Origin of the sequence: Longimicrobium sp., assembly GCA_036387335.1 — a bacterium.
GTDB lineage: Bacteria > Gemmatimonadota > Gemmatimonadetes > Longimicrobiales > Longimicrobiaceae > Longimicrobium.
On record DASVTZ010000183.1, the window covers coordinates 1 to 19,120 of the forward strand.

Annotated in this window: 14 protein-coding genes; 6 read left to right on the plus strand and 8 right to left on the minus strand. The window is 70.6% G+C overall.

The annotated features are described in order from the left end of the window. The 5 genes from VF647_18160 to VF647_18180 form a co-directional block, all read left to right on the plus strand. Positions 1-1,689: TonB-dependent receptor (locus VF647_18160; GenBank protein HEX8454016.1), on the plus strand; the 1,689-nt coding region annotated here is incomplete at its 5' end. A gap of 2 nt (positions 1,690-1,691) precedes the next feature. Then, positions 1,692-3,257, plus strand: a complete 1,566-nt coding sequence (locus VF647_18165) for a RagB/SusD family nutrient uptake outer membrane protein (GenBank protein HEX8454017.1) — start codon at positions 1,692-1,694, stop codon at positions 3,255-3,257. 9 nt (positions 3,258-3,266) lie between these two features. Continuing rightward, on the plus strand, positions 3,267-4,073 hold the full coding sequence (locus tag VF647_18170) for a DUF4397 domain-containing protein (protein ID HEX8454018.1): 807 nt from the start codon (positions 3,267-3,269) through the stop codon (positions 4,071-4,073). A gap of 265 nt (positions 4,074-4,338) precedes the next feature. Beyond that, a complete protein-coding gene (locus tag VF647_18175) occupies positions 4,339-5,871 on the plus strand; it encodes a family 10 glycosylhydrolase (protein HEX8454019.1) in 1,533 nt (510 codons plus the stop codon). 28 nt (positions 5,872-5,899) lie between these two features. Next, entirely contained in the window at positions 5,900-6,700 is an 801-nt protein-coding gene (locus tag VF647_18180) for a hypothetical protein (GenBank protein HEX8454020.1), read from the plus strand. A 166-nt stretch (positions 6,701-6,866) separates the two neighbouring features. Here VF647_18180 and VF647_18185 read toward each other — a convergent pair whose 3' ends face one another. The 8 genes from VF647_18185 to VF647_18220 all read right to left on the minus strand — a co-directional run bounded on the left by VF647_18185 (position 6,867) and on the right by VF647_18220 (position 16,921). Next, positions 6,867-8,933 carry a PBP1A family penicillin-binding protein gene (locus VF647_18185; GenBank protein HEX8454021.1) on the minus strand — a complete coding sequence of 689 codons (2,067 nt, stop codon included), beginning with the start codon at positions 8,931-8,933 and terminating at the stop codon, positions 6,867-6,869. A gap of 620 nt (positions 8,934-9,553) precedes the next feature. Then, positions 9,554-10,504: a transglycosylase SLT domain-containing protein gene (locus VF647_18190; protein ID HEX8454022.1), complete on the minus strand. Its 951-nt coding sequence runs from the start codon at positions 10,502-10,504 to the stop codon at positions 9,554-9,556. 180 nt (positions 10,505-10,684) lie between these two features. Further along, positions 10,685-11,707 (minus strand): LLM class flavin-dependent oxidoreductase, encoded by a 1,023-nt coding sequence (locus tag VF647_18195; protein ID HEX8454023.1) that lies wholly within the window; start codon positions 11,705-11,707, stop codon positions 10,685-10,687. Then, entirely contained in the window at positions 11,704-12,303 is a 600-nt protein-coding gene (locus VF647_18200; GenBank protein HEX8454024.1) for a short chain dehydrogenase, read from the minus strand. Before VF647_18200 ends, VF647_18195 begins: the two co-directional genes overlap by 4 nt. Positions 12,304-12,381: 78 nt before the next feature. After that, positions 12,382-13,617 (minus strand): acetyl-CoA C-acetyltransferase, encoded by a 1,236-nt coding sequence (locus tag VF647_18205; GenBank protein ID HEX8454025.1) that lies wholly within the window; start codon positions 13,615-13,617, stop codon positions 12,382-12,384. A gap of 15 nt (positions 13,618-13,632) precedes the next feature. Further along, positions 13,633-15,072, minus strand: a complete 1,440-nt coding sequence (gene lpdA, locus VF647_18210; GenBank protein HEX8454026.1) for a dihydrolipoyl dehydrogenase — start codon at positions 15,070-15,072, stop codon at positions 13,633-13,635. Between the two features lie 68 nt (positions 15,073-15,140). Further along, positions 15,141-15,734: a TetR/AcrR family transcriptional regulator gene (locus VF647_18215; GenBank protein HEX8454027.1), complete on the minus strand. Its 594-nt coding sequence runs from the start codon at positions 15,732-15,734 to the stop codon at positions 15,141-15,143. A 224-nt stretch (positions 15,735-15,958) separates the two neighbouring features. Next, positions 15,959-16,921: a DUF4349 domain-containing protein gene (locus tag VF647_18220; protein ID HEX8454028.1), complete on the minus strand. Its 963-nt coding sequence runs from the start codon at positions 16,919-16,921 to the stop codon at positions 15,959-15,961. A 272-nt stretch (positions 16,922-17,193) separates the two neighbouring features. On the opposite strand from VF647_18220, the gene VF647_18225 reads away from it, so the two are divergent. Further along, entirely contained in the window at positions 17,194-18,501 is a 1,308-nt protein-coding gene (locus VF647_18225; protein HEX8454029.1) for a serine hydrolase, read from the plus strand. Positions 18,502-19,120 lie beyond the last annotated feature (619 nt).

Sequence of the window (19,120 nt, forward strand, 5' to 3'; positions counted from 1 at the left end):
GGGTTCACGCTGACGCCGTTCTCGTGGGGCAGCATCCGCTCCAACATCGGCGTGGACAGCTACACCAACCAGAACAACATCCTGCGCCACCCGCAGAGCTCGTACGGCATCAACAACAACGGGATCATCGACGTCGCCAACGACATCACGCGCAACCTGTCGACGCAGACGGTCCTGAACTTCAACCGGCGCGACGTGGGCCGCGGATTCGCGCTCACCGGGCTGGTGGGGAACGCCATCCGCGACGACAAGTCGAACGTGGACGCGTCGCAGGGGCAGAACTTCCTGGAGCTCGACTTCCCCACCGTCAACAACACGCTCCAGCGCACCAGCACCACCACCATCACGCAGCGGCGCCTGGTGAGCGGCTTCGCCAGCGCGACGCTCGACTACAAGCGCGTGCTGTTCGTGACGGCCACGGGGCGTAACGACTGGACCTCGACGATCCCCAAGAACGCGAACTCGTTCTTCTACCCGTCGCTCTCGTCCAGCTTCATCTTCAGCGACGCCTTCCCGTCGGTCGGGCGCTTCATGACGGGCAAGCTGCGGGCGGCATACGCCGAGGTGGGCCGCGACGCGCGCCCGTACGCCTTCGTGCCGGCGCTGGAGAGCAAGACCACCGCGTTCGGCGGGTACGGCTACGGCTTCACGGGGCCCAACCCCAACCTGCGGCCCGAGTTCGCCCGCTCGTACGAGTTCGGCACCGAGCTGGGCTTCTTCGAGGACCGGCTGGGGCTGGACGTGACGATGTACCGCAAGCGCACCATCGACCAGATCCTGAACGACGTGCGCGGCAGCTACGCCACGGGCTACATCCTGTTCAACCTGAACGGCGGCGAGACGCGCAACACCGGCGTCGAGGTGACGCTGCGCGGCACCCCGCTGGAGCGCGACCGTTTCTCGTGGGACTTCCAGGTCAACTTCGACCGCTCGCGCGGCAAGGTGATCGCGCTGCCCAACGCGCTTCCCGAGACGTACGTCTCCGACACGTGGCTGTACGGCAACGTGCGCAACGGCACGCGCGCGGGTCTCTCCACCCGCTCGCTCACGGGGCAGTACTACCTGCGCAACAACCGCGGCGAGATCCTGATCGACCCCACCACGGGGCTTCCGCTGCGCTCCACGCTGTTCATCGACGCCGGCTACGACCGCCAGCCGGACTGGACGGCGGGCGTGACGAACACCCTTCGCTTCGGGCGCTCGTCGCTCAGCTTCCTGGTGGACCTGCGCCGGGGCGGCGACGTGCTGAACGCCACGCAGCACTACCTCACGCAGCGCGGGCTCACCATGGGGACGCTGGACCGGTTCGAGCCCCGCGTGATCAACGGCGTGCTGCGCGACGGCAAGGAGAACTCCGCCAACCCGACGCCGAACACCATCGCGGTGGTGCCGGGGATCAGCACCGGCTACTACACCGGGATGAGCGAGGAGCTCTTCATCGAGCAGGACATCAACTGGCTGCGCCTGCGTGACGTGACGCTGCGCGTGGGGCTGCCCCGCCGCTTCGGGCAGAACTCCAGCGTCTTCATCACCGGCACCGACCTGTACATGGCCACCAACTACTCGGGGCTCGACCCGGTGGTGAACGGCAACAGCGCCGCGGTGGGCGGGTCCGGCGCCGCGGGGATCGACTTCGGCAACTTCGCCATGCCTCGCGGCATCAACATCGGCATCAACACGAGCTTCTGAAGATGAGAAGAACATACATCCCGCTCCTCGCGGGCTCGCTGAGCCTGCTGGGCGCGTGTGACAACTTCCTGGACGTAAACACCAATCCGAACGCCCCGGAGCAGGTGCAGTCCAACCTGTACCTTTCGCCGATGCTGCACTGGATGGTGACGGGGCAGCAGTTCGACGGCCGCTTCATCGGGCGGTACGCGCAGGAGTGGACGCTCCCGGGAACGAGCCTTTCCACGTGGGACCGGATGGGCTACGACCCGGCCAGCGACAACTCCGGCCAGGTGTGGCGCGACGTGTACTGGTCGTTCGGGCAGAACCTGATCGACATGACCACCAAGGCCGAGGCGGAGCAGCGCTACGACCTGCTGGGAATCGCGCAGTTCCTGAAGGCGTGGGGGTGGCACCAGCTCACCACCATGCACGGCGAGATCATCATCAAGGAGGCGAACGACCCGTCGCGGACCACGTTCACCTACGACTCGCAGGAGTTCGCGTACCAGGAGATCCTGCGCCTGCTGGACCTCTCCATCGCGAACCTGAAGCGCACCGACGGCGCGGTGGACGCGGCGTACGTGGGGCGTACCGACAAGATCTACAACGGCGACCGCACCAAGTGGCTCAAGTTCGCGTACGGCCTGCGGGCGATGACGCTGAACCACTTCTCCAACAAGCCGGCGCTGTACAAGCCGGCCGCCGTGATCGCGGCCGTGGACAGCTCGTTCGCGAGCAGCGCCGACGACGCGCTCCTTTCGTACCCGGGCACCAACAACGACGACCGCAACTTCCTGGGCCGCACCCGCAACAACATCACCGCCTACCGCCAGACGAAGTTCGTGGTGGAGCTGATGAACGGGACGCACTTTGGCACCGTGGACCCGCGGATGAGCAGGATGCTGGCCCCGTCGCCGGACGGGCAGTTCCGCGGGCTGGACCCGAACGTGGTGAACTTCGGCGCCCTGACCGCCGCCCAGCAGCCGAACAACCTGTTCGGCTACCCGGGCACGGGCGGGCTGCAGCTGCCGGGGCGCTACATGTTCGACGACAAGTCGCGCCTGCCGGCCATGACGTACTCGCAGCTGCAGTTCATCAAGGCCGAGGCGGCCTTCCGCATGGGCGACCGCACGACGGCGCGCAACGCGTACTTCAACGGGGTGTCGGCGCACATCGACTTCGTGAACGCGCGCAACTCCGAGGTCAACCCGCTCCTGCCGCAGATCACCGCGGCGGAGAAGGCGGCGTTCCTGGCCAGCCCGGCCGCGATGCCGGCGGCGGCCAGCCTCGGCCTCACCCACATCATGTCGCAGAAGTACATCGCGCAGTGGGCATGGGGGCACAACGAGCTGTGGATGGACCTGCGCCGGTACCACTACACGGACCTGGACCCGTCCAGCGGCCGGCCGGTGTTCCCGGGGTTCGCGATCCCCACGACCCTGTACCCGGACAACGGCGGCAAGCCGGCGTACCGCATCCGCCCGCGCTACAACTCGGAATACGTGTGGAACCAGGCCGGTCTGCAGGCCATCGGCGGCCTCGCGGCGGACTACCACACGAAGCCTCTCTGGATCACCGAACCTTAACGGATGATGATGAGACTCAGAGCATTCGCGGCGCTGCTGTGCGCCGCCGCCGCCCTGTCCGGGTGCGAGGAGAACGCGGTCCAGACCATCGACGTGCCCGCGGTGGGTGCGCAGGTCAGGTTCTTCAACTTCGGGCTGAACGCGCCGGGCGTGAACTTCTACGCCAACAACATGAAGGTGACGGCGATCAGCACCGCCGCGTGCACGCCGCCCACGGACCCGGCGTGCACCACCACCGGGCTCGAGGCCACGACCGGGGTCGCCTACGGCAGCATCGTGGCGGGCGGACTCTACTCGACGATCGCCCCCGGCCAGTACACGCTCACCGGGCGGATCGCCGCGGCGACGGACAAGGATCTCCCGATCTCGAGCGTCTCGGCGACGCTGGCGAACGGCATGGCCTACTCGTACTACCAGAGCGGGCTGTACAACACGACGACGAAGCAGTCGGATGCCTTCGTCGTCGAAGATCCGATCCCCGCGGCCGTGGACTTCACCGTCGCCCAGGTGCGGTTCGTGAACGCGATCCACAACTCCAGCCCCATGACGCTCTACGCCAAGAGCACGGTGGACGGCCAGGAGTACGCCATCGGCGGGCCGGTGGCGTACAAGTCGGCGGGCGCGTTCACGCCGGTGCCGGGCGCGAACTACGATCTGAGCACGCGCGTGGCGGGATCGACCACCAACGTGATCGTGCGGACCGGGGTGTCGTTCGTGGCGGGGCGGATGTACACCATCAGCTCCCGCGGTGACATGACGGTCACGGGTACGACGGCGACCAACCGGCCGTTCCTGGACAACACCGCCAACCGCTAGTTCACCAAGGAAGCAGGAGACCGGGGCGCGCCGAGTGGCGCGCCCCGGTTTTTTATTTCGCGCAGAGACGCAGGGAGAGAACAACAGAAAAGCCTCACACAGAGAGCACAGAGGGAACTACAAGCCACAGAGGAAGCCTCAAGCTGTTTTCTCTGTGTCTCTGTGTCTCTGTGTGAGCCATGCAGTTGCAGTTGCGCCGACGCCCCGTCCGGTGCCAGACTGAGCGGATGCCCGGCCCGCCAAGCCCCCCGAGCCAGCGAACACGATGAAGATCATCCCGTTCCGTTGTACGCCCGCCGCGCTCGCGCTTCTGCTGGCGGCGTGCGCGCCCCCGCCCGCCATCGCGCCCTCGCCCGCGGCCGTGGCGGGCCCCGCCGCCTCGCCCGACGCACCGCCGCCGGTGCAGCGCGAGTTCCGGGGCGTGTGGGTGGCCACCGTCGCCAACATCGACTGGCCGTCGCGCCCCGGCCTCCCCGCGGACAGCCAGCGCGCGGAGATGGTGCGCATCCTGGACCGCGCCGCGGCCATGAAGCTGAACGCCATCGTCCTGCAGGTGCGGCCCGCGGGGGATGCGCTCTATCCGTCCGCGCTGGAGCCGTGGTCGGAGTACCTCACGGGGGCGCAGGGGCGCGCGCCGTCGCCCGCGTACGACCCGCTGGAGTTCGCGGTGGCGGAGGCGCACCGGCGCGGGCTGGAGCTGCACGCCTGGTTCAACCCCTACCGCGCGCGGCACCCCTCCGCCACCACGCCGCAGGCGCCGTCGCACCTCAGCAGCACGCGCCCGGGGCTGGTGCGCGCGTACGGCCGGCACCTGTGGATGGACCCCGGCGAGGACTCGGTGCGCGCCCATTCGCTGGCCGTGATCCGCGACGTGGTGCGCCGCTACGACGTGGACGGCGTGCACATCGACGACTACTTCTACCCGTACAAGGAGCGCGACGCGGCCGGCAAGCTGATCGACTTTCCGGACGACTCTTCGTACGCGCGCTACCAGCGCGGCGGCGGGCGTCTGGGGCGCGACGACTGGCGGCGCAGCAACGTGGACCGCTTCGTGGAGGAGATGTACCGCACGGTGAAGCGCGAGAAGCCGTGGGTGCAGGTGGGGATCTCGCCCTTCGGCGTGTGGCGCCCCGGTTATCCGCCGCAGATCACCGGCTTCGACGCGTACCAGGAGCTCTACGCGGACTCGCGGAAGTGGCTGCGCGAGGGGTGGGTGGACTACTTCACCCCGCAGCTCTACTGGCAGACGGCGCGCACCGGCGTCAGCTACCCCGTGCTCCTGGGGTGGTGGATCGGCGAGAACGTGCACGCCCGGCACATGTGGCCCGGCAACTTCACCAGCCGCGTGGGGAACGCCACCGAGGGGAACTGGCGCACCGACGAGATCATCGAGCAGATCTACATCACGCGCGGCCAGGCGGGCGCCACGGGGAACGTGCACTTCAGCATGAAGATCTTCATGCAGAACCCCGACTCGCTGGTGGACCGCCTCACCAACGACGCCTACCGCGAGCCGGCGCTCATCCCCGCCACGCCCTGGCTGGGCGGCCGCGCCCCGTCGCGCCCGGCGGTGGCGCTGGAGGGGTCCACGGTGCGCTTCACCCCCGGCGCGGGCGCTCCGCCCGCGCGCTGGGTGGTGCAGTCGCGCCACGGCGACCGCTGGCGCACCGCCATCCTCCCCGGCGGCGCACGGTCGCACGCGTTGGCGGCCGACTCTCTGCCGCTGCGCGCAGTCGCCGTCTCCGGCGTGGACCGGCTGGGGAACCAGAGCGCGCCCGTAGTGGTGCAGGCTCCCTGACGTTCAATCGCGGCCGGAGAGAAGGCGTATGCCAAAGATCGGTGTCCTGACGATTCACGGGATGGGCGAGCAGGAGGAGGACTTCGACAGCCATCTCAGGGCGGAGCTCGACCAGCGCTTCTCCGACGAGGTCAGAAGCGACGTCGTGTACGAGTCCATCTGGTTCAGCGGCCTGATCCAGGGGCGGCAGGACCAGGTGTGGGAGGCGATGCGCGACCGCCAGATCGACATGCACGGGCTGCGCAAGTTCTTTCTGTACTACTTCAGCGACGCGACCACCTACGTGGGGCGCCCGGACCCCGCCGACGCCGTATACCGCAAGGTGCACCACTACATCCGCGGCCGCCTCGACGCGCTGCGCGAGAAGCTGGGCGGCGAGGACGGGCCGACCGTGGTGATCGCCCATTCGCTCGGCTGCCAGGTGATCTCGGACTACATCTGGGACGCGGCGAAGGGGATCGGGATCTGGCACGGCGGCGCGCCGGCGACGGAGTTCCAGCGGCTGGGGACGGCGCGCTACCTCCTGACCTGCGGCTGCAACATCCCGCTCTTCGTATCGGGCCTTCCCAAGATCGTGGCCATCGAGCGCCCCAATCCACGCTTCCGGTGGATCAACTTCTTCGACCGCGACGACGTGCTCGGCTGGCCGCTGAAGCCGCTGAGCGACGGCTTCGACCGCTCCTACGCCCGCACGGTGGACGAGGACCGCGAGATCAACGTGGGCGGCATCAAGGGCCTGACCCCCCTCAGCCACACCGAGTACTGGAAGAGCGCAGCCTTCACCTCCCCCGTCGCCAAGCTGATCGAGGAGCTCCACGCGGAGGGGTGAACCGCATGAGCGCTGACGGAAGGCTCACGCGGAGGCGCGGAGACGCGGAAGAGAGCCGCAACTGCATGGCTCACACAGAGACACAGAGACACAGAGAGAACCGCAAAAAGGTTTTCTCTGTTGTTCTCTCCCTGCGTCTCTGCGCCTCTGCGTGAGTAATGCTGTTTTACGGAGCCGAGGTGTCCGGCTGAGGGGCAAGCGAGTCGGGAGCCAGGGAGTCGGGGACGGGGCGGGCGGGGGCGACCACGCGGCCACCCATCACGCGGCATGCGCCCGCGGGCTCGGTGCCGGCGATGAAGTACTCGCGGCGGGCTGCCGCGGCCGGGCAGGTGCCGGTGAGGGGGCGCCGCGTCACCGCGTCCGCCGCCACGGCGACGACGCCGGCCGGCATCGCCCAGGGGGCGGGGGAGCGGCGGCGGGCGTAGGCGGAGCGCATCATCTCCCCCCAGATGGGCGCGGCCAGGGTGCCGCCGAACGCATCCCGGCCGATGGAGCGCGGCCGGTCGAAGCCCAGCCACACCGCCGTCACCATCTCCGGCGTGTAGCCCACGTACCAGACGTCGGTGCCGTCGTTGGTGGTGCCCGTCTTCCCCGCCATGGGCACGCGCGACGGGAGGCGCGTGCGTGCCTCGCGCCCGGTGCCGCGCTCGGCCGCGTCGCGCAGCAGGTCGGTGGTGACGAAGGCGAGGGCGGGGGAGAGGGTGCGCACCCCGCGCCCGCGCCCGTCGTACACCACGCGCCCGGCGCCGTCCATCACGCGCCGCACCAGGAAGGGCTCCACGCGCATCCCGTTGTTGGCGAACGCCGTGTACGCCGCCGCCATCTCCAGCGGCGCCACCGCGCTCGCGCCGATGGCGGACGACGGGTAGGGCTGCACCTGCGACCTGATGCCGAAGCGCGCCGCGATCGCCGGGAGCGTCTGCCACCCCATCGTCTGCGCGAGCTGCACGGCCACGGTATTGACCGACTCCACCAGCCCGTCGCGCACCGAGATGGGCCCGCGGAAGCGCCCGTCCGAGTTGCGCGGCGAGTACACCGCGCTGCCGCGCATGACGATGCGGAGCGCGGTGTCCATCATCATGGTGGCCGGGGTGGCGCCCTGCTCCAGCGCGGCGGCGTACACCAGCGGCTTGAACGACGAGCCCGGCTGCCGGCGCGCGGCTGTCACCCGGTTGAAGTGCGACTCCTCGAAGTTGCGCCCGCCCACCATCGCCAGGATCTCGCCGGTGCTCGCGTCCACCGTGACGATGGCGCCCTGCAGGTAGGTGGTGCCGGTGGCGCTCGCCGTGCCGGGCGCTCCCATGCGGGGCCCGCGGTACCACGCCTCGCGCTCGATGCGCGCCAGCCCGCGCACGAGGGCGCTGTCGGCGGCGTTCTGCGCGGCGGGGTCGATGGTGGTCCACACGCGGGCGCCGGTGGTGCCGTACTGCGGGCCCACGCGCTGCGCCAGGATCTGCTTCGCCTGCTCGATCGCCCACTGCGGGCGCGCGGAGTAGCCGTGGTTGGGCGCCAGGCGGATGGCGGTGCGCTTCGCGGCCGCGGCCTGCGCGCGCGTGATGACGTCGTTCTGCGCCATCAGGTCCAGCACCAGGTTGCGCCGCTCCAGCGCCCGCGCCGGGCTGATCTTGGGGGAGTAGACGCCGGGGCCCTTGGGGAGCGCGGCCAGCATCGCCGCCTCTTCGATGCTGAGCTGCGCCGCGCCCTTGCCGAAGTAGTGCCGCGCCGCCGACTCGATGCCGTACCAGCCATGGCCGAAGTAGATCCAGTTGAGGTACGACTCCAGGATGCGCTCCTTGCCGTGCCGCTGCTCCAGCTCCAGCGCCAGCCGCATCTCGCGCAGCTTGCGCTCGGCGGTCTGCTCCTGCCGGTTGACCCGCTCCGGGTACATCGCCCCGATCAGCTGCTGCGTGATGGTGGACGCCCCCTCGCGGTCGCCGCCCAGCGTGTTGCGCAGCGCCCTCGCTACGGCGCGCGGGTCCACCCCCGCGTGCTCAAAGAACCTGCGGTCCTCCACCGCCACGAATGCCATCGGCACGTATCGGGGCAGCGTGCGCATGGCGATCACCGTGCGCACCTGCGGCCCCAGCTCCGCGATCAGCGACCCGTCGCGCGCGTACACGCGCGCGCTCTCCGTGGGCGCGCGCAGGGTGATCTCCTGCGCTCTCGCGGGGAGGCTCAGTAACGTGGCCGCGGTCGTCGCGAGCCGGAGGGCGCGGGGGAGGCGGTTGGGCATCGGATGTTCTGGCGTGGCGGCGGGTTGGGTGCGACGTAGGAATATAGCGGTGAAGGCGGGCGCGGGTAACGGCGGGCCCCCTCCCCCCGGCCCCCTCCCCCGCCTGCGGGGGCGCAGGGCGGTGAGGGGGAGAACTTCGTGTGCGGTGCACAGATCCGGTAGGGGCGCGATTCATCGCGCCCGTGCCCGACGCCGCACCGTCGCCCGCAAATGCGGCCGGGAACCCGTAGGGGCAGACCTGCGTGTCTGCCCGTGCCATACCGCGCGCCGTCCTATGCGCCGCAGGCAGATGTGTGCGTACGCCCCGACGGATTCCGGTGCGCCGCGGCCGTGGTCAAGGGCCCGGCGTAGGGTGGGCGGACACGCAGGTCCGCCCCTACCGGCATCGTGGTAATAGGCAGGCACGGAGAGCGGGCGGGCACGGGCGCGATAAATCACGCCCCTACGGGACCGGTGCGCCGCAGGAATGGTCTACGCGCACCGAAACCCGTAGGGACGCCCGTGCCATCCCGCGCGACGTTCCCCGCATCCGCACACGCATGCATGCGTACGCCCCTCCCCCAGGCAGTTTTGGGGGAGGGGCCGCGAGTTGACGAGCGGGGGAGGGGGCTCCGCCCCCCCTACTGCGACGTACTCGCCGTCGCCGTGGCGGGGAGCAGGCCCTTTCCGGTGTAGCGCTGGCCGCCGTGGTGGCGGGGGCCGAGGACGCGCTCGCCGTAGCCGTTCTCGGGGTCCTTGCCGCGGCGGAGGGCGCGCTGCACGGCCACCTCGCCGCGGTTGTAGGCGATCACCGCCAGGCGCACGTCGCCGTCGAAGAGCTCGATCATGTTGCGCAGGTTGGTGAAGCCCACCCGCATGTTGTTGTCGGGGTCCAGCAGCTCGGCGGGGGTGTCGATCTCGGGGTCGATGTCGGTGGCGGTGCCCAGCATCACCTGCGTGAGGCCCAGGGCGCCCATGTTGCCCGCGTCCGCGTCGAAGACGCTCTCCACGCGGATGAGGCGGAAGGCCAGCTCGGGGTCGATGCGCTGCGCGAGGGCTGCGTCGAAGATGCGGCGCGCCAGGGGCCGGGTGACGTTGTAGCGCTCCATCAGCGTGGTGAGCTCCGCCTCGCGCGGCGATTCCTTGATGACCGCGCGGCGCAGGTAGCGCGCCTCCACCAGGATGGGCGGCTTGGGGAGCGGGGCGCCCACGTGCCTGAGCGTGTCCGGCGGGCCCGCGGGGGGGCGGAAGACCTCCGCGACCCCCGAGGTGTTGTACGCGAGCGCCACCGCACCCGGAATCACCAAGATCGCGATCAGCAGCAGCTTCCACCACGACCAGGCGGCGACCCGGCCGGTGACCTGCCTGGATTGCTGGCGCCGTTGTTCGATCATCCTGCCACTCCGGGTTGCGGCTTCGGGCGCATCACGAGGCTGGGGGGCGGAGGGTGAAATGGTGGCCAGGAAGTCCGCCCTGGTCTGGTTGGCGGCCAGCGCCTCACGGTAAAGCCGCGAATGGTCCAGCGCCAGCGCCGCGCGCCGTGCCAGCTCCTCCTCATCGCCGTAGCGCACGAAGGTGAGTGGTTCCTGCAAAGCTGGCGCCGCGGGGCGCAGGCATCGTGAAAACAGGTCTCACGCGGAGGCGCGGAGACACGGAGGGAGAACAACAGAGAAAAGCCTCACACAGAGAACACAGAAGGAACCGCAAGCCACAGAAAAAAAGCTCTTGGTGGTTCTCTCTGCGTCTCCGCGTCTCCGCGTGAGGCCCGCTGTTTATGCCGGCGTGAGCTCCAGCGCCTGGGCGAGCAGCTCGTAGGAACGGAGGCGGGCGGAGTGGTCGTGGGTCACGGTGACGGCGAGCACCTCGTCCACGCCGGAGCGGGCGGCGAGGCGGCGGAGCTCGGCGGAGACGTGCGCGGGGTCGCCCACGACGGCGCGGGCGCCCTCGGTGCCGAGGTCGGGGAGGCGCCACGATTCGCCCAGCTCGCGCAGCGCCTCGTCGGGAGAGGGGATGCCCCGGTCGCGCCCGATGGCGATGCGGCGGCGCCAGATCTCCAGCGAGGAGGAGAGGCGCCGCGCCTCGTCGTCCGTGTCCGCGCAGATGACGCCGATGGCGAGGGAGGCGCGCGGGGCGGCTAGGTGCGCGCCCGGAAGGAAGCGCTCGCGGTAGGCGCGGAGGGTGGGGGCGCCGTCCTCGCCGCTGATGAACTGGGCGAAGGTGAAGCCGAGCCCCATCTGCGCCGCGTACCCCGCGCTGCCGCCGCCGGAACCCAGGAGCCAGAGCTGCGGGATGGTGTCGCCGCGGGGCATGGCGCGCACGCGGCCCCAGGGGTGGCGCTTGTCGTACGAGTTCTCCAGCCAGCCGATCAGCTCCGCCACCTGCTGCGGGAAGTGCTCGATGGAGATGCTGCGCCCGTAGCCCAGCGCCATCACCGCGCGCGCATCGCCCCCCGGCGCCCGTCCGATGCCCAGGTCGATGCGGCCGGGGAAGAGCGCCTCCATCACGCGGAACTGCTCCGCCACCTTGAAGGGAGAGTAGTGCGGCAGCAGCACGCCGCCGGAGCCCACCCGCAGCGTCGTCGTGGCGGCGGCGACCATGGGAATCAGCACCTCCGGCGCGGAGCCCGCGAACGAGTTGGTGCTGTGGTGCTCGGCCAGCCAGTAGCGCGAGTAGCCGAGGCGCTCCGCCAGCCGCGCCAGCTCCAGCGTGTCGCGCACCGCCTCCGCCCCCGTGCCGCCGGTGGGCACGGGGGACTGGTCGACGATGCCGATTTTGAGAGGTGTGCCGCCCGTCACGCGAAGCGGCGCGCGTCGATGACGGTGCCGTTGACGTCGTCGTGGACGCTGCTGAGGTACGCCTTCGCCACGGTCGCCGCGGGGAGGCCGCCGGACGGGTCGCGCCCCATCTGCACCAGCGTCTCGCTCACCCAGGGCGGGCTCACGGTGTTGACGCGGATGCCGCGCGGAGCCTCGAGTGCGGCGGCGCGCGCGAACGCCTCCACACCCGCGTTCACCATGCTGATGGCCGCGCTCCCCGGGATCGGCACCTGGCTCAGGATGCCGCTGGTGAGGGTGATGGAGCCGCCGTCGCGCACGTGCTCCATCCCCAGCCGCACCAGGTTGACCTGCCCCATCAGCTTGTTCGCCAGGCTGAAGGCGAAGTCGTCGTCGCTCAGCTCCGCCAGCGGGTTGAAGCGCGCGCTCCCCGCGCACGACACCATGGCGTCCACTTCGCCCACTTTTTCGAAAAGCTGGCGGATCGATTCGGGGCGCGAGATGTCGGCCTGTACGTCGCCGCTCCTGCTTCCCACGCGGATCACCTCGTGCTCGCCGAACGCGTCCGCCACCGCGCTCCCGATGGTCCCCGTCGCACCGATCACCAGCACTCTCATCGCACTACCCTCCGCCGCGGGAATGACGAACTGCCGGCTCTCACGTTGCCGCCGCGGGGGTCGCGGTGCAAGGGGAGCTCACACCCGCTCGATGATCGTCGCCACGCCCTGGCCGCCCGCGATGCAGAGGGTGACGACCGCGGTGGCGAGGCCGCGGCGCTCCAGCTCGTCCAGCGCCGTGCCCAGGAGCATCGCCCCCGTGGCGCCAAGCGGATGGCCGAGCGCGATGGCGCCGCCGTTGACGTTCACCCGCTCCGGGTCGAGCGCCAGGTTGCGCATCACCTGCAGCGGGACGGCGGCGAACGCCTCGTTGATCTCCCACAGGTCCACGTCGCCCGTCTCCATCCCCGCCTTGCGCAGCGCCTTGCGCGCGGTCTCGGTGGGGGCGGTGAGCATGATGAGCGGGTCCTCCGCGTACACGGCCATGGAGCGGATGCGCGCGCGCGGCTTCACCCCCGTGCGCCGCACGTACCCCTCCGAGGCCAGGAGCACGGCCGCGGCTCCATCGACGATGCCGCTCGAGTTGCCGGCGGTGTGCAGGTGCTCCACCCGCGCGGCGTGCGGATAGCGCTGCAGGATCAGCTCGTCCATAGTCTCGCCGTTCGGCCCGGCCGGCGTTGCGCCCAGCTCGGTGAAGGCGGGGGGGAGGGCCGCCAGCGCCTCCATGGTCGTCTCGGGGCGCGGAAACTCATCGCGCTCCAGCGCCACGTCGCCCGTATCCGGGTCCGTGACGGGGAAGAGGGCGCGGCCGAAGTGGCACGACCGCTGTGCGACCGCCGCGCGGCGCTGGCTCTCCAGCGCGAAGGCGTCCAGCTCCTCGCGCGTGAAGCCCTCCAGCGTGGCGATCAGGTCGGCGCTGATCCCCTGCGGCACCTGGAAGTGGCGGCGGCGGAGGTGCGGGTTCATCCCGTCGCCCTGCGCGCCGTCGGAGCCCATCGGCTGGCGCGACATGCTCTCCACGCCGCCGCCCACCACGAGGTCCTGCGCGCCGCTCATTACCCCCATCGCCGCGAAGTTCACGGCCTGCAGTCCCGATCCGCAGAAGCGGTTGAGCGACACGCCGCCCACGTGCAGCGGCCAGTCGGCCAGGAGCACCGCCTGGCGAGCGATGTTGGCGCCCTGCTCCCCCGCCTGGCTCACGCACCCCACCACCACGTCGTCCACCTCGGCGGGGTCGGTGCCGGTGCGCTCGGCCAGCCGGCGCAGCGTCTGGGCGAGGAGCTCCTGTGGATGGATGTCGGTGAGCGCGCCCTTGCCGCGCTTGCCCCGGCCGCGCGGGGTGCGCACCGCGTCGATGATGTATCCCTGTGACATCGCTCTCCTCCTGGTTCAGACGCCGGCGAGCGCCGGCCGCGGGGCCGCGGACCGGCCGCCTCGGTTCATGATATGGACTGCCTCGCCCAGCGAGTGCTTGAACGCTTCCAGCACCCCCTCGCCCAGCGTGGGATGCGGGTGGATGGTGAGCGCCATGTCCTCCGGCGCCGCCTGCAGCTCGATGGCGAGCGCGGCCTCGGCGATCAGCTCGCTTGCCTCCGGGCCCACGATCCCCACCCCCAGCACGCGGTCGCGGCTGGATACGACCCTGACGAACCCTTCCGTCTCCCCCACGGAGAGCGCCCGCCCGGACGCGGCGAAGGGGAAGCGCCCCACCCGCACGTCGTGCCCCGCGGCGCGCGCCTCCGCCTCGGTGAGCCCGACGGTGGCGATCTCAGGGTCGGTGAAGATGACGGCGGGCATCGCGTACCAATCGCGCCCCACGTTGCGGCCGTGGATCACCTCCGCCGCGATCTCACCCTCGCGGAACACCTTGTGGGCGAGGTAGGGCCCGCCCGTGACGTCGCCCACCGCGTAGATTCCCGGCACGCTGGTGCGGGTGGAGCGGTCGGTGGCCACGTGCCCGCGCTCGTCCAGCCGCACGCCCACCTCCGCCAGCCCCAGCCCCGCCGTGTTCGGCCGGAAGCCGACCGCCACCAGCACCCGCTCCGCCTCCACCGTCTCCGTGCGGCCGCCGTGCTCCACCAGCACGCGCACGCCGTCGCCGGCCGGCTCCCACCCCGCCGCGCGCGCGGGGGCCAGAATGACGCCGCCGCGCTTCCTGAAGCGCCGCGCCGCCACCGCCGACAGCTCCGGCTCCACGCCCGGGAGGATGCCGTCCGTCACCTCGACGACGGTGACGCGCGCGCCGAGCTTCTGGTACATCATCCCCAGCTCCATCCCGATCACCCCGCCGCCCACCACCACCAGCGAGCGCGGGACGGAGCGGAGGCTGACCGCTTCCTTTGCAGTGAGCACGCGCTCGCCGTCCGGCTCGAAGCCCGGGATGGAGGCGACCCGCGCACCCGTCGCCAGGACGATGGCCTCGCGCGCCTCGTAGCGCGCGCGGGTGCCATCCGCCGCCGTCACCTCCACGGTATGCGCGTCCAGGAGGCGCGCGTCGCCCATCACGTACTCCCCGCCGTTGGCGCGGATCAGCGTCCCCACGCTCCCGGTGAGGCGCTCCACGATGCCGTCCTTCCACCGCTGCGTGGCGGCGAAGTCGATCGCTGGCTCCCCCGCGCTGATCCCCATGGCGCCGGCGCTGCGGATGCGCTCCAGCGTCCCCGCGGCCGTGATCAGCGCCTTCGACGGGATGCACCCCCAGTTGAGGCATACGCCGCCCAGCGACTCGCGCTCCACGCACAGCGTGCGCTTGCCGAGCTGCGCCAGCCGGATCGCCGCCGTGTAGCCGCCCGGCCCGCCGCCCACCACGATCGCGTCGTAGCTTTCCATCGCTGCCTCCGGGTGTCTTTGAGACCGCTCGGTCTCTACGTGGACAAAAAAAGGGAGCGGCGCGCGAGTCAGGCGCGGACGCTCCCGTCCAGGTGCCGCCGCAGGTGCTCGACGGCGTGCCGCATGGGATCGCGCCGGCCGTAGAAGCGGGCCATCGCGAGCGCCCCCTCCAGCGTGGCGACGATCAGCGTGGCGAGCGCCTCCGGTTCCACATCCGCGCGGATCTCGCCGCGGTCGATGCCGCGCGCGGTGATGCGGTGCAGGAAGCCGGTGAGCCCGTCCATGGCGTTGCGCGCCCGGTCGCGGAGCGGCGAGTACGCGTCGTCGCTCTCGATCATGGCGTTCATCATGGGGCACCCGCCCGGGACCGGCGGATCGTCCTGAATTCCCTCGAAGACGGAGATCATGGCGTGCAGCCGGTCCACCGCGTGGTGCTGCCCCTCGAGCGCGGCGGTGAAGCGCCCGGCCATCAGCGAAATGGCGTGCTCGAAGGCTACCAGCGCCAGCGCCTCCTTGCTCTCGAAGTGGCGGTAGATCCCGCCCTTCTGCAGCCCCGTCGCCTCCATCAGGTCCGCCATGGACGCGCCGGCGAACCCCCGCTCGTTGAACACCCGAGCGGCGGTCGCCACGATCCTCTCACGCGTCAGCTCGCCCTTGCCCATCGCTCCTCGCTCGACGTTGAAACCGATCGGTCCCTACTATAAGCGACCGTCCGGTTTCGCGCAAGCGTTTTCGACGGAAGTAAAAGGACCAGGATGTCACGCAAAGGCGCGAAGACGCGAAGAAAAGACACAGAATCCCTTTCTTTGCGCCTTCGCGCCTTTGCGTGAGACCATTTCCACCAATTCAGGCATTGAGCCGCGGCGCCTGGGGCGCGATGTGGCTGCTACGCGCCAGGAGGATCGGATGGCGGGCGCGGGGCCGGGGGCGCCGGACGGGTGCGGCGGCGACGCCAGCGGCGCAAGAGCCAGACGATGGCGGCGAGGATGAGGCCGAGCGGGATCAAGAAGCCGAGCGACGCGATCAGTCCCGCCATGAAGCCGATGAAGTTGCGCCACGCATCGCGGAACGCCTCGCGGATGGGCCGGTCGCGCGGATAGTCGCCCACGAGCGCGCGGGGCTCGTGCACGGTCACGTTGAGCGTGCTCACCGCCGCGCGCGAGCGGAGGAAGCGGAGGCGCCCCTCCTGCGTGTCGATCTCCTGGCGCACGCGGGCCAGCTCGCGCTCCACCGCCAGCACGTCCTCCAGCTTCCCGGTGCGCGTGGCGAGTAGGCCCAGCAGCCGCTCCTCCAGCCGCCGTGCGTTGGCCGTGCGGGCGGAGAGATCCACGTACTCCTCGCCCACGTCCTGCGCCTGCACCTCCACGCTCTCCACCTTGCCCAGCGGGCGCAGTCCGCTCACCGCCTGGTCGAAGCGCGCGGCGGGGATCTTGACCTCCAGCGTGGCGGACCTCGTCGCCTCCTCGCCGCCGCTGACGGAGGTGTTCCCCACGTATCCGCCGAGCCGCCGCGCCATCTCCTGCACCCGCGCCACCGCCAGCTCCACCGAGTCCACCTCCACTGACGCTTCCCCCGTGCGGATCAGCATGCTCGGCGCGACGCTGCCAGAATCAGCGAGGGCGGGGGGGCGCGGCGGCGAGATCTCCAGCGCCGCCACCTGCTCCACGCTTTCACCGCCGCTCGCCTGCCGGCCTCCGGGTGCGGATGCCGCGGGCGCCCCCTCGTTCTGCATCGGGGGCGAAGGCGCGCGGTCCATCTGCATCACGTCGTTGCCGGACGTCGCCTCGCCGCTCGTTCCGCCAGAGCAGGCGGCGAGTGCGAGGAGTGCGAGGATGATGATGGGCTTCATGGAGTCTCGTGAGGTGAGAGAGAGGAAGTGCGGCCCATCGTAAGCGTCAGGCAGCGCACGTGCCGTCGTTTGCTGGAGCCGCAACCGCTTGTGAGGAAACGTCTTGGATGGTGCGCGTGGCCGGCGTCCCGCTGTTCGGCGGGCGTCCGATGCGGTCGGAAGGACGTTCAGTGAACGCGGGCAGATGCACGGTTCTGACGACGCGGGGTGGTTTGACGCGGGGGGCGCGGGGGTCTAGGATAGGGAAACACTCCCCTCAACCGACTTCCGAGATGCGCCGCACCGCGCTCGCACTGCTCCCCCTCGCCGCCGCGTGCGCCGCGCCGCGGCCGGTGGCCGTGCCCACACCCACGCCCATGCTGGCGCCCGTGGCGGTGCTGACGCCGGCGTCGCCGCGGGAAGTCGGCATGCTGGCCACGCTCCCCGCGCGGCTCGACTCCATCGCCAACGACGCGATCGCCAACGGGACGGCGCCGGCCATCGCGGTGGCGGTGGGGCGGCACGGGCGGCTGGTGCACATGGCGTCGTACGGCCGCATCGACCGGCCGGAGGGCTCGCCCGCGGTGAACGACAGCACGCTCTTCGACCTGGCGTCGCTCACCAAGGTGATCGCGACCACCACCGTCGCCATGCGGATGGAGCAGGACTCGCTGCTGGACCTGGACCGCACGGTAGCCTCGTACCTCCCCGAGTTCAACGATTCCGCCAAGGCGGGGATCACCGTGCGGATGCTGATGGTGCACACCGGCGGGATGGAGGCCGGGGCACCGCTGCACCGCCAGTTCCGCGGCCGCGAGGCGTACCTCCAGCAGATCAGCCAGCGGCCGCTGCGCTTCGCCCCCGGCACGCGCACCGTCTACAGCGACTGGGACATGGTGCTGGCGGGGTTCATCATCGAGCGGTTGACCGGCAGGACGCTGGACATGGTCGCGGACGAGCAGGTCTTCCGCCCGCTGGGGATGCGCGACACGCGCTGGAACCCAGGCGCCGCGCTCCGCCCGCGCACCGCGGCGACCGAGGTGGCGGCGGACCGCGGGGGGCTGATCTGGGGCGAGGTGCACGACGCCAACGCCTGGGCCATCGGCGGGGTGGCGGGGCATGCGGGGCTCTTCAGCAGCGTGCGCGACATGGCCGTCTTCGCGCAGATGCTGCTGAACGGCGGCGAGTACAACGGCGTGCGCATCCTCCGCCCGCAGACGGTGGCGCGCTGGACGGCGCCGCAGGGGCGCGGGGCGAGCCGCGCGCTGGGCTGGGACACGCCCTCCGATCACTCCAGCGCGGGACGGTACTTCGGGCCGCGCTCCTTCGGCCACACGGGGTACACGGGCACGTCGCTCTGGATCGATCCGGAGCGCGGTCTCTTCGTCATCATCCTCACCAACCGCGTGAACCCAACCGCCGAGAACCAGAAGCACGTCGGGCTGCGCCGCGCCATCGCCGACGCGGTGCAGGAGGCGATTGTCGATGCGCCGCTGGTGGATTGGGAGGCGAGGCGGCAGTTGGGGGAATGGGGAATGGGGAATGGGGAATGGGGAATGGGGAACCCTCTTTTTGTCGCCCCCCTTTTTCTGTCATCCTGAACGACGCGCGGCTCAGTTCCTTCCGATGCTCCAACGTTTGGCGCGGAGTGAAGGATCTACTGCGCGTGGCGAGGGGCCCGTGGCGCGGCGCCGTCCTCCTGCCTCGCCGGCTAGATCCTTCGGGCGCCGCCGGAGTGTGGTGTGACGGCGGGATCGGTCGGGCGGCTTCCTCAGGATGACAAAAGGGGGGAGGCACTGGGCACTGGGCGCCAGGCACGGAATGGGGAGCCGGACGCCACGGTAGCACCCCCCTGTCATCCTGAGCGACGCGCGGCTCAGTCCCTTCTGGTGCTCCAACCTTTGGCGCGGAGTGAAGGATCTACTGCGCGTGGCGAGAAGTCCGTGGACCGGCGCCGTCCTCCTGCCTCGCTGGCTAGATCCTTCGGGCGCCGCAGGAGTGTGGAGCGAGGCGGGGATCGGTCGGGCGGCTTCCTCAGGATGACAAAAGACGGGGGGCGGGCGTACCAGGCACTTGGCACTTGGCACTTGGCACTTAGCACTTCTTCGCAGTGATGTTACATCGTTTGTCCTTGCGCCGGGCCATCTTCCGTGCTAGAAAGGGGGCTTGCGTGGCGCGCGGAGGGCGCCCACAGACGAACCAGCAAACCCCGAACGAGGT